General features: G+C 71.0%; 14 protein-coding genes and 1 pseudogene. 6 read left to right on the top strand and 9 right to left on the bottom strand.

Features of this window, described 5'->3' with window-relative positions; all coding sequences use genetic code 11:
• Nucleotides 1-4: 4 nt before the first annotated feature.
• The 8 genes from ACFXC1_RS31000 to ACFXC1_RS30965 form a co-directional block, all read right to left on the bottom strand.
• On the bottom strand, nt 5-1,939 hold the full coding sequence (locus ACFXC1_RS31000) for a carbohydrate-binding protein (protein WP_381248658.1): 1,935 nt from the start codon (nt 1,937-1,939) through the stop codon (nt 5-7).
• A 10-nt stretch (nt 1,940-1,949) separates the two neighbouring features.
• The gene (locus ACFXC1_RS30995) at nt 1,950-3,317 is read right to left on the bottom strand and encodes a hypothetical protein (protein WP_381248655.1); all 1,368 of its coding nucleotides are present in this window, start codon (nt 3,315-3,317) and stop codon (nt 1,950-1,952) included.
• Nucleotides 3,318-3,322: 5 nt separating this feature from the next.
• Nucleotides 3,323-4,411: a hypothetical protein gene (locus tag ACFXC1_RS30990; protein WP_381248652.1), complete on the bottom strand. Its 1,089-nt coding sequence runs from the start codon at nt 4,409-4,411 to the stop codon at nt 3,323-3,325.
• 221 nt (nt 4,412-4,632) lie between these two features.
• Nucleotides 4,633-5,412 carry a succinate dehydrogenase iron-sulfur subunit gene (locus ACFXC1_RS30985; RefSeq protein WP_262056085.1) on the bottom strand — a complete coding sequence of 260 codons (780 nt, stop codon included), beginning with the start codon at nt 5,410-5,412 and terminating at the stop codon, nt 4,633-4,635.
• Complete coding sequence (gene sdhA / locus ACFXC1_RS30980; RefSeq protein ID WP_362975037.1) at nt 5,412-7,166, bottom strand: succinate dehydrogenase flavoprotein subunit; 1,755 nt, start codon at nt 7,164-7,166, stop codon at nt 5,412-5,414. The genes ACFXC1_RS30985 and sdhA overlap by 1 nt, the downstream gene beginning before the upstream one ends.
• Nucleotides 7,167-7,196: 30 nt before the next feature.
• Nucleotides 7,197-7,679: a succinate dehydrogenase hydrophobic membrane anchor subunit gene (locus ACFXC1_RS30975; RefSeq protein ID WP_381248647.1), complete on the bottom strand. Its 483-nt coding sequence runs from the start codon at nt 7,677-7,679 to the stop codon at nt 7,197-7,199.
• Nucleotides 7,680-7,684: 5 nt separating this feature from the next.
• On the bottom strand, nt 7,685-8,065 hold the full coding sequence (gene sdhC / locus ACFXC1_RS30970; protein ID WP_037750247.1) for a succinate dehydrogenase, cytochrome b556 subunit: 381 nt from the start codon (nt 8,063-8,065) through the stop codon (nt 7,685-7,687).
• 256 nt (nt 8,066-8,321) lie between these two features.
• The gene (locus ACFXC1_RS30965) at nt 8,322-8,873 is read right to left on the bottom strand and encodes a 2-oxo-4-hydroxy-4-carboxy-5-ureidoimidazoline decarboxylase (protein ID WP_381248644.1); all 552 of its coding nucleotides are present in this window, start codon (nt 8,871-8,873) and stop codon (nt 8,322-8,324) included.
• 203 nt (nt 8,874-9,076) lie between these two features.
• Here ACFXC1_RS30965 and ACFXC1_RS30960 point away from each other — a divergent pair, with 203 nt between their 5' ends.
• The 6 genes from ACFXC1_RS30960 (at nt 9,077) to ACFXC1_RS30935 (ending at nt 14,685) form a co-directional block, all read left to right on the top strand.
• Nucleotides 9,077-10,711 (top strand): beta-N-acetylhexosaminidase, encoded by a 1,635-nt coding sequence (locus ACFXC1_RS30960; protein ID WP_381249026.1) that lies wholly within the window; start codon nt 9,077-9,079, stop codon nt 10,709-10,711.
• A 154-nt stretch (nt 10,712-10,865) separates the two neighbouring features.
• Nucleotides 10,866-11,426 carry a hypothetical protein gene (locus tag ACFXC1_RS30955; RefSeq protein WP_381248641.1) on the top strand — a complete coding sequence of 187 codons (561 nt, stop codon included), beginning with the start codon at nt 10,866-10,868 and terminating at the stop codon, nt 11,424-11,426.
• Between the two features lie 138 nt (nt 11,427-11,564).
• Nucleotides 11,565-11,951, top strand: a complete 387-nt coding sequence (locus ACFXC1_RS30950; protein WP_381248639.1) for a hypothetical protein — start codon at nt 11,565-11,567, stop codon at nt 11,949-11,951.
• Nucleotides 11,952-12,069: 118 nt separating this feature from the next.
• Complete coding sequence (locus ACFXC1_RS30945) at nt 12,070-13,545, top strand: MFS transporter (protein ID WP_381248636.1); 1,476 nt, start codon at nt 12,070-12,072, stop codon at nt 13,543-13,545.
• A gap of 317 nt (nt 13,546-13,862) precedes the next feature.
• Nucleotides 13,863-14,513, top strand: a complete 651-nt coding sequence (locus tag ACFXC1_RS30940; protein ID WP_381248633.1) for an RNA polymerase sigma factor — start codon at nt 13,863-13,865, stop codon at nt 14,511-14,513.
• Nucleotides 14,506-14,685, top strand: coding sequence for a hypothetical protein (locus ACFXC1_RS30935; protein ID WP_381248630.1), 180 nt, complete (start codon nt 14,506-14,508; stop codon nt 14,683-14,685). The genes ACFXC1_RS30940 and ACFXC1_RS30935 overlap by 8 nt, the downstream gene beginning before the upstream one ends.
• Before the next feature lie 101 nt (nt 14,686-14,786).
• Here the strand turns inward: ACFXC1_RS30935 and ACFXC1_RS30930 are convergent.
• Nucleotides 14,787-14,999 (bottom strand): annotated as a pseudogene (locus ACFXC1_RS30930) (amidohydrolase family protein); the annotation flags it as partial.
• Nucleotides 15,000-15,226 lie beyond the last annotated feature (227 nt).

The raw sequence follows: 15,226 nt of genomic DNA, 5'->3' as shown, positions 1-15,226 counted from the left end.
GACCTCACTCCCCTTCCGGGCGGCCGCGCCGGGCCGAGGTGGAACGCCCCGGCGGGAGGCCGGCGGGGCGGCGCTCGGGCTGCCGGCCGCGCGGCAGTTCCTGCGGTGCCCGGGCGGCGCGCGGCAGTTGGGCCCTGGGCTCGGACCGGTTCAGGGATTCCCTCGGCTCGGGTCGGCCCAGCTGCCGTGCGCCGCGCTGGTCGGAGCCCGCGGCGACGGCGTGCCGGCCCTGCTGCTCCAGCAGCCTGCGGCGCAGATGTACGGCGGGCATGGTGGCGTCGACGCGCCCGTCCGTGCGCTCAAGACCGAGGTCCACGCCCGTCACCGAGCGGTACGAGTGCAGGTACCCCTGGATCTCCGAACGCCAGTAGCGGGCCCAGTTCGCCGCCTGCGTACGGTCGTTGACCGCGTTCCAGTTGCCGTAGCGGATCGACAGGAGCAGCTGCTCGCCGAACCGGCCGAGGTCGCGGAAGTGGATGACGGTGTCCGGGGTCCAGCCCTGGAGCCGCTTCATGGTGTCGACGCGGTCCATCCACTGCTCGGGGTAGGCGACCATCGTGCGGCCGGGCAGGAACTCGCGCATCTCCGGGCGGGCCAGCAGCCACTCCTCCATCAGCATCTCCTGGCGGGCGGTCCAGGACAGGTCGCCGTACTGGTTGTGCTGGCCCTCGGTCAGCAGCAGATGGACGTCCTTGAGCGCGTTGAGCACCGGGAAGCCGTCCGCGATGATCGTGGTGTCGTCGTCCTCGCGGAAGAACACGGACGTCAGACTCAGCAGGGTGTGGAAGGCCTCCAGGAACCGCGGCCGGCTGTCCACCGGCCTGATCGGCGGTGTGCCCGGCGCCAGTTGGGTGACCCCGTACTGGTGGTCGTACTCGTAGGCCCGGCGCAGCGGCGACAGCCGGTGCTGCTCGTCCTGCACATAGCCCCACAGCAGCTGGCTGAGGGCGCGCAGCGGATCGATGTCGACATGGGCCAGCGGGTCGTAGTCGCCGGGGCCGTGCACGTTCTGGAAACGCGCGGCGATCGCCTCGGCCGACTGGACCAGCATGCCCTCCTCGTGCCAGTACGACCAGATCAGTTCGAGGAAGCAGGGGAAGGTCAGCTTGTCGCGCAGGATGCCGAAGGCCTCCACACCGAACTTGTCCCCCTCCGTGATCGCCAGCTCGCCCAGCTTCAGCCGGATCACCCCGAGGTAGGGCAGCAGCGCCAAGTCCTGCTCGTCCGGGCGGCGTTCACCCGGCGAGTGGGCCGAGATGTAACGCAGCCAGCGCTGCTGGATGGCCCGCCCGAAGGCATCGCCGTCCACGTCGCCCGGCTCGCCGTAGCGGCGCCGCTCCTCCTCCAGGTCGACCCCGTCGAACGGGGACGTCAGGTCGGCGCTGTCGACGTGGACCCCGCAGCGCACGAGGAGGAACACCTCGGTGGCGACCTTCAGCAGCCGGTACGCGTCCACGCCGGCGAACGGCAGGGCGCGCGGCCCGATCTTCTTGCGCGGCTCACTGGGGTCGGGCAGTCCGGTGCCGGACATGAGCGGGTCGATGAAGGCGGTGTACTCGTTGAACGAGATGCGGTCGGTGGAGCGGCGGATCGCCGTCCACAGCGCCTGGTCGTCCGTCGGGTCCGAACCCGCCCTGCGCAGCTGGACGTTGATGCTGTCGCCGGCGGCGATCGGGCGCACCTGGACGGTGAGGTCGGCGGTGGCCACGTCGTCGGCGACATTCGGGCTGCGGAATGTCACCCGGGCGGTGTACGCGCCGGGCCGCTGGTCGTCGGGGACGTCCCAGATGGCGCGGGCGGGGTCCTGCGGGTCGCTCGGCAGCGGGCCGAAACCGAGGACTTCCCAGGTGACGGTGGCGTTCGGGTGACTGGACGTGGCGAACAGCGAGACGCGTCCGCCCTGTTGGATCTGCTGGGGCCGTACTTCGATCGTGGCCATGACGGCCTCCTCAACGTGTGCGCTCCGCTGGGTTTGCGGCTATGGGTTGTTGGATTTCTGCGGCGCCGTCGTGGCTGGTCGCGCAGTTCCCCGCGCCCCTGTCGGGCGCGAGGTTGTCGAGGGTGTTGGAAAGGGCCCAGTGGGTGATCAGCTCCCCCAGCAGGCCGCTCTCCTCCTCGGGTGTGATCAGGGACGCGGCCCTGGCCTGGCCCAGGACCGCCAGGACCAGCGTGGGCGGTGCGTTGCGCAGCAGTTCCGGCTGCCGTGTCCAGCGTCGGTAGCGGGACAGCAGCAGCGCGGGTGTACGGCTGGAGCGGGGCATCAGGTCGGCCAGCCGGGCGCCGCTCAGTGCGGGCGGGCGGTGGCCCACCAGCAGCCGTACGAAGCGGGGCATGGACCGTTCGAGGAGCCCGGTCAGCTCGCGCAGTTCGCGCGGGGCGCGGTGCGGCGGGTAGAGCGAGGCCCACAGCGCGCTCAGCTGCCGCCACTGCGGATGCGGGTACAGGGTGTCGCCCATGGCGCAGCTGAGCCGGACCCTGATGTACGGGAACGGATGCGGGTCGTCGAGCGCCGGTGCGAGCACCAGCCGGCGCGGCAGGCTCACCACGGCCATCAGACCCAGGGTGCCGCCGATGCCGAGCTTCCCGACGGCGAAGAGATCCGCGAGCACCTCGGAGAGGGTCAGCCCCCAGTAGTGGAAGGCCGTCCGCTCGGCCGCCGTGCCCGCCCGCCGCTCGATGTCGTAGAGGACGGGCCGCAGCGATCCGAGGAGCCCGAGCTGGGCTACCGCCTGGTGGCCGACCTCGTGGACCAGGGACGAGCCGATGCCGTACCCCACCATGCGTTCGCGGGGGATCCGGATCAGGGAGACCGGGCTGCGGCCGCCGCCGGGGATGCGGGTGTGCACCCGGCGGATCGCGCCGCCCGGGCCTCGGGCGAGGTAGCAGATGATGGGCGGCGGGTCGGCGAGCGGGGTGCCCGGTGTGACGAGCGCGTCGACCGCCGCGACGTCCAGCCCGGCGAGCTGCACCCCGACGTCGTGCTCGCTGCGCTGGGTGACGGCTTCCGAGAAGACGTCGAAGTGGCTGAGTACGGAGTTGAACTCCCAGCGCAGCAAGGAGAATTGGTGCTGCTGCCACTCGGGGTCCCGATCGCCGCCCGGCCCTTCCAGCCACTCCAGATACGCGCCGACCCGATGCCGGAGTCTGCTCCGCCCCTCCATGAGGAAGCGCTCGATCGCGCTCTGGGCGGCGGCGGACGGTGCGGCGGCAGGCACCATGGTCTCGTGCAGCGCGAACGGCCTGATCCGGTTCAGCCGGGTCAGCAGAGCGCGGGCCTCGCCTTCGAGCAGCGCGGTGGCTGCCGGCCGCAGGTCCATGGCGGTCAGGCCCCCATGATGACGATCTTGCGGCCCTGCCGGACCCAACGACCAGACCGGGCACGGCCGTTGTGGTGGCCCTCGTGATGGCCTTCGTGGTGGCCCTCGCGGTGCGTCCGCTCCTCGTGGCCCCAGCCCTCCTCCCGGCCGCGCCGCTCCTCCTCGGCGCGGCCCCACTCCTCCTCTTCCTCCTCGGCGTGCTCCCAGCCGCGCTCCTCACCGAACTCGCGCCTGGCCTCGCGCCGCTCCTCACCGAACTCGCGCCGCTCCTCGCGCCGTTCCTCGCGGTTGCCCCACTCCCCGCGCTGTTCCTCGCGGCGCCCCTCCTCACGCCGCTCCTCGCCGTGCCGCCACTCCTCACGCCGCTCCTCGCCGTGCCGCCACTCCTCCAGCGCCGGGGTGGCGCCCCACTCCTCCTTGGCGGCGGGGGCGGCGGCCGGTGCCACGGCCGGCTCCTCGACGGGCACGGGGAAGGGTTGTCCCGGCCAGAACCAAGCGGCCGGCACGGCGAAGGTCCTGAAGCGCCGGGCCACACCCGGTGCGTAGCGGCGCGCCGCCGAGTGGACGGCCTGCTGCGCCAGAGCCCGCGGAGCTATCCGGCGTGAGCCGAACGCGGCGTTCCGCGCGGCGGCACCGCTCAGGGCGACGAAGCGCCGGGCGGTCTCGAACTCGTACTCCTCGTGGTCGATGCCCTCGCCCTCGACCTCGAACAGGTTGCTCGCCCAGTCGCCCGCCTTGGCGCCGATCGCGGTGCCGATGCCGGGTCCGCCGATCGCCGTCCCGAGGGCGCCTGCGATGGCGGGCAGCGCCTGCTTGGCGACGTTCTTGAGGATGCCGCCGACCGCCTTGCCGGTCGCGGACCCCAGAAAGCCGTTGGCCTTCCGCGCGGCCGCCCTCAGCCATTTGCCCAGGAACTCCTCCAGCTCCTCCTCGGAGGTGACCCCCAACAGCTCTGTGGCCAGCTGGACTTCCTCCTCCTCGTCGAAGGGGCTCTCCAGCGACTCGGCCACCCGCTCCTCGCGGCGGCCCTCGGCACCGAACTCCTCTTCCTCCTCGCGGTAACGCCTTCCGTATTCCTCTTCGTACGGCTGCATGAGACCAGCCCCTCCCGGCAGTGAGCCGACGCGACCTGTCCAGACCCCCGAACCGGGGCCTGGAACCGCAACGTTGGCAGCGCGCCGGGTACGGCGTCGCCAGGGAGAGGGCTGGGGAAGACCCTTGACCCGCTCCTCCCCAGGGTCCCTGGGGACGGGTACGGCCGAGGGCCCCGTTCCCACCCGGGAACGGGGCCCTCATGGCCGTAGCGGAAGGAACCTCAGAAGCGGCGCGTGATCAGTGCCCGCTTCACTTCCTGGATCGCCTTCGTGACCTCGATGCCGCGCGGGCAGGCGTCCGTGCAGTTGAAGGTGGTGCGGCAACGCCACACGCCGTCACGGTCGTTGAGGATCTCCAGGCGCTGCTCACCCGCCTCGTCGCGCGAGTCGAAGATGAAGCGGTGGGCGTTGACGATGGCGGCCGGGCCGAAGTACTGGCCGTCGTTCCAGAAGACCGGGCACGAGGACGTGCACGCGGCGCACAGGATGCACTTCGTGGTGTCGTCGAAGCGCTCGCGGTCCTCCGCCGACTGGAGGCGTTCCCGGGTCGGCTCGTTCGTGTCCTTCGTGATGAGGAAGGGCATGACGTCGCGGTACGCCTGGAAGAACGGGTCCATGTCGACGACCAGGTCCTTCAGGACCGTCAGACCCTTGATCGGCTCGACCGTGATCGGCTTCTCGGGGTTGAGGTCCTTGATCAGGGTCTTGCAGGCGAGACGGTTCTTGCCGTTGATCCGCATCGCGTCCGAACCGCAGATGCCGTGCGCGCACGAGCGGCGGAACGTCAGTGTGCCGTCGATGTCCCACTTGATCTTGTGGAGCCCGTCGAGGACGCGCTCCTTGGGGTCGATCTCCAGCTGGAAGTCCTCCCAGACCGCTTCCGCCGAGACCTCGGAGTTGAAGCGGCGGACCCGGAAGGTGACCGTGATGTAGGGGGAGTCGGCGAAGCCGGGCTCGGGCTGGCCGGCCGCTTCTTCCTTGTCCAGAACAGGGGTAGCCATCAGTACTTACGCTCCATCGGCTGGTAGCGGGTCTGGACGACCGGCTTGTAGTCGAGACGGATGGACTCGGTGCCGTCGTCGCCGACCTCGCGGTACGCCATGGTGTGGCGCATGAAGTTGACGTCGTCGCGGTTCGGGTAGTCCTCGCGGTAGTGACCGCCGCGGGACTCCTTGCGGGCGAGCGCGGAGACCGCCATGACCTCGGCGAGGTCGAGCAGGTTGCCCAGCTCGATGGCCTCGAGGAGGTCCGTGTTGAACCGGCGGCCCTTGTCCTGGATCGAGACGTTCCGGTAGCGCTCGCGCAGCTCCGCGATCTTCTCGACCGCCGTCTTGATCGTCTGCTCGGTGCGGAACACCATGACGTTCGCGTCCATGGTCTCCTGCAGCTCGCGCCGCAGCACCGCCACGCGCTCGGTGCCGGTGGAGGCACGAAGGTGCTCGACCTGGTCGATCACCTGCTGCGCCGGGTTCTCCGGCAGCTCGACGTACGACGCCTTCTGGCTGTACTCCGCCGCCGCGATGCCCGCCCGGCGCCCGAACACGTTGATGTCCAGGAGCGAGTTGGTGCCCAGGCGGTTGGCGCCGTGCACCGACACACACGCGACCTCGCCGGCCGCGTACAGGCCCGGGACGACGGTGGTGTTGTCCGTGAGGACCTCACCCTCGACGTTCGTCGGGATGCCGCCCATCGCGTAGTGCGCGGTGGGCTGGATCGGGATCGGGTCCGTGTACGGCTCGATGCCGAGGTAGGTGCGCGCGAACTCCGTGATGTCCGGGAGCTTCGCGTCCAGCTGCTCCGGCGGGAGGTGCGTGAGGTCGAGGTAGACGTGGTCGCCCTCGGGGCCACAACCCCGACCCTCGCGGATCTCCGTGTAGATGGAGCGCGAGACGACGTCACGGGACGCGAGGTCCTTCATGACCGGCGCGTACTTCTCCATGAAGCGCTCGCCGTCCTTGTTGCGGAGGATGCCGCCCTCACCGCGGGCGCCCTCCGTCAGCAGGATGCCCATGCGCCAGATGCCGGTCGGGTGGAACTGGAAGAACTCCATGTCCTCCAGCGGCAGCCCGCGACGGTAGACCGCCGCCTGGCCGTCGCCCGTCAGCGTGTGCGCGTTCGACGTCACCTTGAAGAACTTGCCGCAGCCGCCGGACGCGTAGATCACGGCCTTCGCCTGGAAGACGTGGATCTCGCCGGTCGCCAGCTCGTACGCGACCACGCCCACCGACGTCTTCACGCCGTCGACGTCGGCGATCAGCTGGTCGAGGACGTAGAACTCGTTGAAGAACTCCACGCCCTCCTTCACGCAGTTCTGGTAGAGCGTCTGGAGGATCATGTGGCCGGTGCGGTCGGCCGCGTAGCAGGACCGGCGGACCGGGGCCTCACCGTGGTTGCGGGAGTGGCCACCGAAGCGCCGCTGGTCGATCGTGCCGTCCGGCGTGCGGTTGAACGGCAGGCCCATCTTCTCCAGGTCGAGGACGGAGTCGATGGCCTCCTTCGCCAGGATCTCGGCGGCGTCCTGGTCGACCAGGTAGTCACCGCCCTTGATCGTGTCGAAGGTGTGCCACTCCCAGTTGTCCTCCTCCACGTTGGCGAGCGCGGCGGCCATACCGCCCTGCGCGGCGCCCGTGTGGGAGCGGGTGGGGTAGAGCTTCGTCAGGACGGCGGTGCGGCTGCGCTTCGTCGACTCGATCGCGGCGCGCATACCGGCGCCGCCCGCGCCGACGATGACGGTGTCGTATTTGTGGATCTTCATCAGAATTCCTCAGTCCCTCAGCCCGGTGGCCTAGCGGATGTTCGGGTCGAAGGTGAAGATCACCAGCGTGCCCAGCAGGATGGTGAACACCGTGGCGGTGTAGAGCAGGCCCTTGAGCCACAGCCGGGTGTTCGCGCGCTCCGCGTAGTCGTTGATGACCGTGCGCAGGCCGTTGGCGCCGTGCAGCATCGCCAGCCAGAGCATCAGCAGGTCCCAGACCTGCCAGAACGGCGAGGCCCAGCGGCCGGCCACGAAGGCGAAGCCGATCTTGGAGACACCGCCGTCCAGCACGAGCTGGATCAGCAGGTGGCCGAGGACCAGGACGACCAGCACGACGCCCGACAGGCGCATGAAGAGCCAGCCGTACATCTCGAAATTGCCCCGGGTCGACTTCGGGGTCTTCTTGGTGCGCTTGCGGGGGGCCTCGATGAGGGGCGCCGGGTTGTCTACGTTGTAGACGGACGCGCTCTCGACGGGGCCGATGCCCGACGCCGCGGTTTCAGTCGTGGACATCTGCGTCAGCTCCCGAAAAGAACACGAGCGGCGTGGCCGAGCACGGGGTAGATCGCCCCGAGCATGAGCACGACCCACAGGCCCACGACCGACCAGAGCATCTGCTTCTGGTAGCGCGGGCCCTTCGACCAGAAGTCGACGGCGATGACGCGCAGGCCGTTGAGGGCGTGGAAGAGGATCGCGGCGACGAGGCCGTACTCCAGCAGTGCGACGATCGGCGTCTTGTAGGTGGCTACGACCTTGTCGTAGTCCTCGGGGGAGACACGCACAAGAGCGGTGTCCAGCACGTGTACGAACAGGAAGAAGAAGATGAGGACGCCGGTGACTCGATGAGCCACCCAGGACCACATTCCTTCCCGGCCGCGGTACAGCGTTCCAGCCGGCACGGAAGAACCCTCCGGGAGCGGGGATTTAGGGCCGCGCCGGCTTCTCTGTCGGTCGGGCCCGGCCGGGTACGGTCCACCGGCCCTCAGCATCGTAACCAGGTGCTGACACGGGTCTTACGGCGGGCCTGCTTGTGTGATCAAACTGGCACCCAAAGGTGCGCGTATGGGCTAGTTTCGGGCGGCTGGTCGGGTGCGGGTGCGTTGTGGCTGAGCGCGCCCACGCGGCGGAGCCGCAAACGGACACAGCCCCGCGCCCCTAGAAAACTCTGGCCAGCCGCCCTCGTGCGAGGCGCCGGAGTTCCTCTGCCACCACTACCCGCTCCTCCTCCGGATCGTTTGTCAGCCGTGACCGGATCTCTGCCAGCACGTGGTCCAGGACCTCGTCCGGGGGTACGGCGTCCGCGCAGATGACGAACACGTGGCCGAATCTCGCCTCGTACGCCGCGTGGGCCGCGTCGAGGGCCATGTGGGCCGCCTCGTAGGTGTCGTCCGGGAGGACCGGGAGGGACTCGCCGGCCAGGGCCTCCGCCAGGTCGCCCGCCGTGAGGTCGTACGCCGCCTCGTCGGACGCGGCGAGTAGGGCGTCGAGGTCGGGGTAGGGGCGGTGGTCGGTGAGACGGTGGGACCAGCGGTGGCTGTGGAGACAGGTGAGGAGGGTGTGGCGGGCGTCCTCGGGTGGCGCTGTGTTGAAGGTCGCCAGTGAATTCGGGGACGGCGAGGTGCGGGACTGCTCGGGCAGCGCCGGTATGGCCAGTCGGCCGGGAAGGTGGGGAAGGCGGTGCGAAGGCAGTGTGGATCCTCGCGTCACGGATGGTGCGGCAGGGGATGCGGTGAAAGGTGTTGTGAGAGGTGCGTCACCACGTTATCGGGAGTGGTCATGACGTGTCCGTTGGATGCCCGAATTTCACCCGGACGGGAGAGTTTCGGAACGTGTGGTGGACACTCGAGGTCCGCCCGGGGCCGTAGGTTGGCGCCGTGAGCCAGCACAGGCGCCGCTCGTCGGCGAAGCAGGTGAAGTGGAAGCAGAAGCCGGGGCTGATCGCGGTCGCCGCGGCCACTGCCGTGGTGGCGGGCGGGGTCGGTCTCGGGCTGTGGGCGTCGTCCGGGGACGACGGGAGCCCGGTCGGCGCCGCGCTGAGCCCCTCCGGCTCCACCTCCACCTCCTCGCGGGCCGTCAACTCCCGCACCCCCACTCCCACCCCGAGCCCCACCCGCGTCTACCCGCTGTCACGGACGCCCCGCACGATCCCCGCCGTCCGCTCGCACACCCCCGCGCGCGGCCCCGGCTGGCGCCCCGCCAAGGGGGAACGGGTCGTCGTCGACGACACCGACCTCGTCGACGAGGGGCGGCTGATCGCCGGTGAGCTGGGGCTGACGTACGCCGGCGAGGCGGGTGACGTGCGCGCCGGGGACGTACGACTGGCGCTGAACGACGACGAGGGCGCGAACCCGGAGTCGTACGCGATGACCGTGCGCGGCGGGCGGGTCACCATCAGCGGGCCCTCGGACTCGGGGGTGTTCTACGGCACCCGGACGCTCAAGCAGGAGGTGCACGGCGGTGGTTCGGCGCCGGAGGGTGTCGTGCACGACCAGCCGGCCAAGCCGCGGCGCGGGTTCATGCTGGACATCGCGCGCAAGCCGTTCACCGCGTCCTGGATCGAGGACCGGGTACGGGAGTTGGGCGACCTGAAGTTCAACGAGCTGGGCCTGCACTTCTCCGACGACCAGGGCTTCCGGATCGAGTCCACCAGCCATCCGGAGGTCGTGTCCAAGGACCATCTGACCAAGGCCCAGGTGAAGCGGATCGTCGATCTCGCCGCCGCCCGGCACATCACCGTCGTGCCCGAGATCGACTCACCGGGGCACCTGGGCGCGGTGATCGCCGCCCATCCTGATCTGCAACTCCGCAACGCGTCGGGTGTCGCCAGGCGCGGGGCCGTCGACATCTCCAAGGACGCCTCCGCCGCGATCGTCGACGAACTCCTCGACGAGTACGCCGGGTTGTTCACCGGCGACCAGTGGCACCTCGGCGGCGACGAGTACCAGGCGCTGACCGTCGCCAACCCCCAGGCGTCCTTCCCGCAGTTGGCCGCCGCCGCGACGAAGGCCTACGGCTCCGGCGGCACCGTCGCCGACCTCACCACCGGCTGGCTCAACGACCGCGCCGACACGGTCCGGGGCCACGACCGGACGATGCGGGTGTGGAACGACGGCTTCTTCGCGGGGACGTCCGTGCAGGCCGCCAAGGACCTCCAAGTGGCGTACTGGACGGGCAAGGAGATCGGCGCACGCCAGCCCGTCGCTTATCTGAGCGCGGGGCGCAAGGTCCTCAACTACAACGACGAGTACCTGTATTACGTCCTCGGCGAGCCGCAGACCTTCGTCTATCCGACCGGGCGGCGGATCTACGAGCAGTGGACCCCGCGCGTGCTGCGCGGCACCCGGGCGGTCCCCGCGAAGTACGACGGCCAGATCCTCGGCGGCTCCTTCGCGGTCTGGTGCGACCTCGCCAACTCGCAGACGCAGGCGCAGGTCGCGGCCGGGATCCGGATGCCGTTGCGGGCCACGGTCCAGAAGCTGTGGGACCCGGGAACACCGGCCCTCACCTGGACTCAGTTCAAGTCCCTTGCGGACAAGGTGGGTTGAGCGGGCGGTCGGCTTCCGTCCCGTTGGCTGAAAACCACTTGTTCCCTTTTCTTGACCTGCGCGAGGTCGTCCCGTGTGACACTCCCGGGGTGCGGCACGCAGTCAGGGGAAACGCGGGCCTCATAGGGGAGGGGCCCCGTCGAGGGAGGTTCGGATGACTCTGGTGGAACTGATCGCTCGGGCCGACGAACGCGCGCTGGCCGTCAGCGGGCTGGCTTGTTTGGACCGGTGCGTGCCGCTGCTGGGCGGTGGTGACGAGGTGCTGCGGCCGTTGTGGTCCGGCCTCGCGGACGGCGCGGTGGGGGAGGAGTGGGGCGAGCGGCTGGAGAAGGCGCGCGGTGAACTGCCCGCCCTCTTCGAGGAACCCGGTGAGGACCTGGCCGCGCCGCTCGCCCGGCGGATGCTCGACACCGCCCCGGACGTCCCGGCCGAGCCCGCGGTACGGGAGTGGGCCGACGCCTGCTCTCTCGCCTCGCTGCGGATCCACCAGCTCCTCGACCCCGCCGACGACGGCTCCCCGGTCGACGCCCGCCGGGCCGGCCGTACGGACGGGGTCTCGCCGCTCGTCGCCGCCGAACTGCGCCGCCAGATCACCGTGCTCGAACTCCTCTCCGGCCCCGCCCCGGGCGGACTCCGCCAGGTCCTGGCCGTGTCGACGGAGGGCCGCCGGGTACTCCGTGCGGTGGTGTCGCGCCGGGCCCGCGGACGACGATGAGGGGAATCCCGTTTCCGCGCGGTCTGTGAGCGTGGTGCGGTGAGGATGGGGCGGTCCTGCGCCGGTCCGGGGGAATGTCCGGATCGTGGTGCCGGAAGAGGACCCGGCCGTGGTTCTCCTGGTGTGGTGACAGAGCTGATGAGAGAGCGGTCGCGCCCCAGGGTCGCCGCGCAGCCCGTGCGGTGGGCCGCGGACGCGGTGGCGATGATGCGCGAGGGCGCGCGGGTGCGCCTCGACTACTCGGCGCGGAGCCTGTGGCGCGTCGACCGGATGATCGAGGAGATACGGCGGGAGGGCGCGCCGTACGCCGCCGTGGAGAGCGAGTTGCGCGGATTCGGGGCGTACGCCGGCGAGGTGATCGTGCGGCAGACCGGTGCCGAGTGGTGGGCGACCGGCGGTGAGCACTGGCTGCGTACTCCGGACGGGCGCCTGTGGGACCCCGTCGACGAGGCGCGGCGGTGTTTCGGCGGTCACGGGTCGCTGCGGCTGCTGTGCCGGGACGCGGTGAACGGCGCACCCCGGTAACGGGGGAGTCCGACGGTTCCCGCGCTCGGCAAAATCGGCGTAATTAGAGACGCCTGCGTTCCCCAGCCGGGAGCTCCGGGAGGACGATTGGGAGCAACTGCCGGACCGGGGAGGGCACATGGCCGAGAACCGTCGTTGGTGGGCGCTGGTCGTCATCGCGCTCGCGCAGTTGATGGTCGTCCTCGACATGACCATCGTCAACATCGCACTGCCGTCCGCCCAGACCGACCTGGGGATGTCGGACGGGAACCGGCAGTGGGTGATCACCGCCTACACCCTCGCCTTCGGCGGACTGCTGCTGCTCGGCGGCCGGATCGCGGACCTCGCCGGACGCAAGAACACCTTCATGATCGGCCTGATCGGCTTCGCCGCCGCGTCCGCGCTGGGCGGTGCCGCCGCCAACCAGGGCATGCTGTTCGGCGCCCGGGCGCTGCAAGGAGTCTTCGCCGCCCTCCTCGCACCCTCCGCGCTGTCCCTGCTCACGACGACGTTCACGGACCCGAAGGACCGCGGAAAGGCCTTCGGCGTGTTCGGCGCGATCGTCGGCGCCGGCGCGGCGGTCGGTCTCCTCGCGGGCGGCTTCCTCACCCAGTACCTGGACTGGCGCTGGTGCCTCTACGTCAACGTGCCCATCGCGCTGGTCGCGTTCGCCGGCGCCTGGGTGCTGCTCAGCGACAGCTCGCGGCACCCGGAGGCCCACCTCGACATCCCCGGCGCCCTCCTCGGCTCGGGCGGCATGCTCACCCTCGTCTACGGCTTCTCCGAGGCGGAGTCGCGGAGTTGGGGCGACGGACTGGTCCTCGGCCTGCTCGCCGCCGGAGTCGTGCTGCTCGTCGCGTTCGGGTTCTGGCAGACCCGGGCCCGGGTTCCGCTGCTGCCGATGACGGTGGTGAAGGACCGTCAGCGGATCGGGGCGTTCCTCACCATCCTGTTCGTCACCATCGGCATGTTCGGCGTGTTCCTCTTCCTCACCTACTACATGCAGCGCGTCCTCGGCTATTCGCCGGTCAAGACGGGCGTCGCCTACCTCCCCATCACCGTCGGCATGATCACCGGCTCCACACAGATCGCGGCCCGGCTGGTGTACCGGGTCCCGCCGCGCACCCTCATGGTCCCGGGCCTGCTGATCGCGGCGGGCGCGCTCGCGCTGATCGCCCAGGTCGGGGTGGAGCCCGCGTACGCCACGTACATCCTGCCCGGCATGCTGATGCTCGGCCTCGGCATGGGTACGGCGATGATGACCTCGGTCTCCCTGGCCACCGGAGGCGTCGCACCGCGCGACTCCGGCGCGGCCTCCGCCACCTTCAACACCGCCCAGCAGGTGGGCGGTTCGATCGGTACGGCCCTCCTCAACACGATCGCCGCCACGGTCACCACGCGCTACGCCACCGCCCACGCCGGCCCCGGCGTCAACAAGCAGCTCCTCGGGGCCAAGGCCGCGGTACACGGCTTCAACGTCGCCACCTGGTGGGCGATGGGCTCCCTCCTGCTGGCCGCCCTCATCGCGGGCGTCCTGGTGAACACTGACCGGGTACCGACACCGGGCGCCGTTCCGGCGGAGACACCCCAACAGCCCGTGGAAACCGCCCTTTAGCGCTGCTGGCCCCGCCCGAAACAGGCGGGCGGCGCCGGGGCGAGGGGCGGCACCTCGCGCGGGGTGCCGCCGCAACCGCGCGGCGACCGGTGAGGTGCCGGTGCGGCCCGCCGTGCCGTACGAACCGCGGGAACTCGTCGGCCGACAGCGGGTCGGCACCGCCGTGTTCGCCCGCCTCCCCGACCCTCCGTCCCGGCGTGCCCGTCCTTCGCGGGAACGCTGTGACACTTCCGTGAGGTCCGGCGCTGATGGCGATGGGGGGTGCGGGGGACCGCCGCGCCCGGTAGGGATTCTTCGCGTACGGACGAGGACAGTCCTTGGGCCAGACAGGCGAGCCCCGCCGCGGGCACGCGCACGACGGGGAACTGGGTGCCGCCGTCGCGCGCGCCCAGGAGGGCGACGACGGCGCTTTCGCGGTCGCGTACCGGATCGTGCAGCCCGGGCTGCTCGGGTATCTGCGCGGGCTGGTCGGCGACGAGGCGGAGGACGTGGCGGCCGACGCCTGGCTGGAGATCGCCCGCGACCTCGGCCGCTTCCGGGGCGACGGGGCGGGCTTCCGCGGCTGGACGGCGACCATCGCCCGGCACCGGGCACTCGACCACCTGCGCAGACAGCGGGTGCGGCCCCGGTCGGCGGCGCTCGAACAGGACGTGCTCGAACTCCCCGGTCCGCACAGCACCCATGACCAGGCACTGGAGTCCCTCTCCACCGAACATGCCCTCGGCCTGGTGCGCGGCCTGCCCCGCGACCAGGCGGAGGCGGTCCTGCTGCGCGTCGTCGTGGGCCTCGATGGGCCGTCCGCCGCCCGGGTGCTGGGGAAGCGGCCCGGCGCGGTGCGTACGGCGGCCTACCGTGGGCTGAAGCGGCTGGCCCGTGAACTCGCCGCGGAGGGTGTGACGGATGCCGGTACCAGGACGCTGGGGGAGTCGGACGACGGTTCGGCGAGGGATGGACACGGACATGACTGAGCAGCGGAACGGCGACGGCTTCCCGGCCCTGCTGGGCGCCGCGTTGCGCGATGTCGTCGTGGACGACGAGGCGGAGCGGCGGGCGGTGGCCGCGTTCCGGCTGGCCAGGGATTCCGGCGACCGCGCGACCAGCCCCCGCCGCGAGGACGACTGGCGCCCCGGCTCCGCGTGAGGCCGTGACTGCCCGGCGCCCCCAACCGGCCTGCCCCGCTTGACGATCCGGCCCTTCTGCATGACCAGCACCACGTTCGCCGGATCCCCGAGCAGACCGATGTCGGCGACCGGATCCCCCTCGCACACCACCACGTCGGCGATCTTCCCGGCCTCGACCGTGCCCAACGACTCGTCCAGGCCGAGGAGTTGGGCGGCGTTCAGAGTCCCCGCGCGGATGGCGTCCAGCGGGGACAGGCCCAACTCGACCATGTGGCCCGGCTCCTGGAGGTTCCGCGCGTGCGGAACGGCGCCCGCGTCCGTGCCGAGCGCCACCTTCACCCGGCGCCGTACCGCCTCGCTCAGCCGGTTCGCCGCCGCCTCCGCGAGCCGGGCCTTCTTCTCGTGGGCGGCGGGCGTGAAGCGGTCGAGCTCGACATGGAAGGTCGACAGCGTCGGGACCAGGAACGTGCCCTTCGGTGGCCGGGACACAGACGCGCGGGGCGGCGCGGCGCGGGGCCGCCCCCCCGCCGCCCCGCGGCCGCCCGGGCGCGCGCGGGCGC

The organism is Streptomyces hokutonensis (assembly GCF_042751305.1).
Taxonomy (GTDB): domain Bacteria; phylum Actinomycetota; class Actinomycetes; order Streptomycetales; family Streptomycetaceae; genus Streptomyces; species Streptomyces hokutonensis_A.
This window is presented reverse-complemented; position numbering and strand designations above follow the sequence as displayed.

What these genes read in the sequence shown, in the direction of transcription:
- ACFXC1_RS30990 (WP_381248652.1), bottom strand. Translation starts at nt 4,411, where the DNA reads ATGCAGCCGTACGAAGAGGAATACGGAAGGCGTTACCGCGAGGAGGAA.
- ACFXC1_RS30945 (WP_381248636.1), top strand. Translation starts at nt 12,070, where the DNA reads ATGGCCGAGAACCGTCGTTGGTGGGCGCTGGTCGTCATCGCGCTCGCG.
- sdhA (WP_362975037.1), bottom strand. Translation starts at nt 7,166, where the DNA reads ATGAAGATCCACAAATACGACACCGTCATCGTCGGCGCGGGCGGCGCC.
- ACFXC1_RS30975 (WP_381248647.1), bottom strand. Translation starts at nt 7,679, where the DNA reads ATGTCCACGACTGAAACCGCGGCGTCGGGCATCGGCCCCGTCGAGAGC.
- ACFXC1_RS30985 (WP_262056085.1), bottom strand. Translation starts at nt 5,412, where the DNA reads ATGGCTACCCCTGTTCTGGACAAGGAAGAAGCGGCCGGCCAGCCCGAG.
- ACFXC1_RS30950 (WP_381248639.1), top strand. Translation starts at nt 11,565, where the DNA reads ATGAGAGAGCGGTCGCGCCCCAGGGTCGCCGCGCAGCCCGTGCGGTGG.
- ACFXC1_RS31000 (WP_381248658.1), bottom strand. Translation starts at nt 1,939, where the DNA reads ATGGCCACGATCGAAGTACGGCCCCAGCAGATCCAACAGGGCGGACGC.
- ACFXC1_RS30955 (WP_381248641.1), top strand. Translation starts at nt 10,866, where the DNA reads ATGACTCTGGTGGAACTGATCGCTCGGGCCGACGAACGCGCGCTGGCC.
- ACFXC1_RS30995 (WP_381248655.1), bottom strand. Translation starts at nt 3,317, where the DNA reads ATGGACCTGCGGCCGGCAGCCACCGCGCTGCTCGAAGGCGAGGCCCGC.
- ACFXC1_RS30935 (WP_381248630.1), top strand. Translation starts at nt 14,506, where the DNA reads ATGACTGAGCAGCGGAACGGCGACGGCTTCCCGGCCCTGCTGGGCGCC.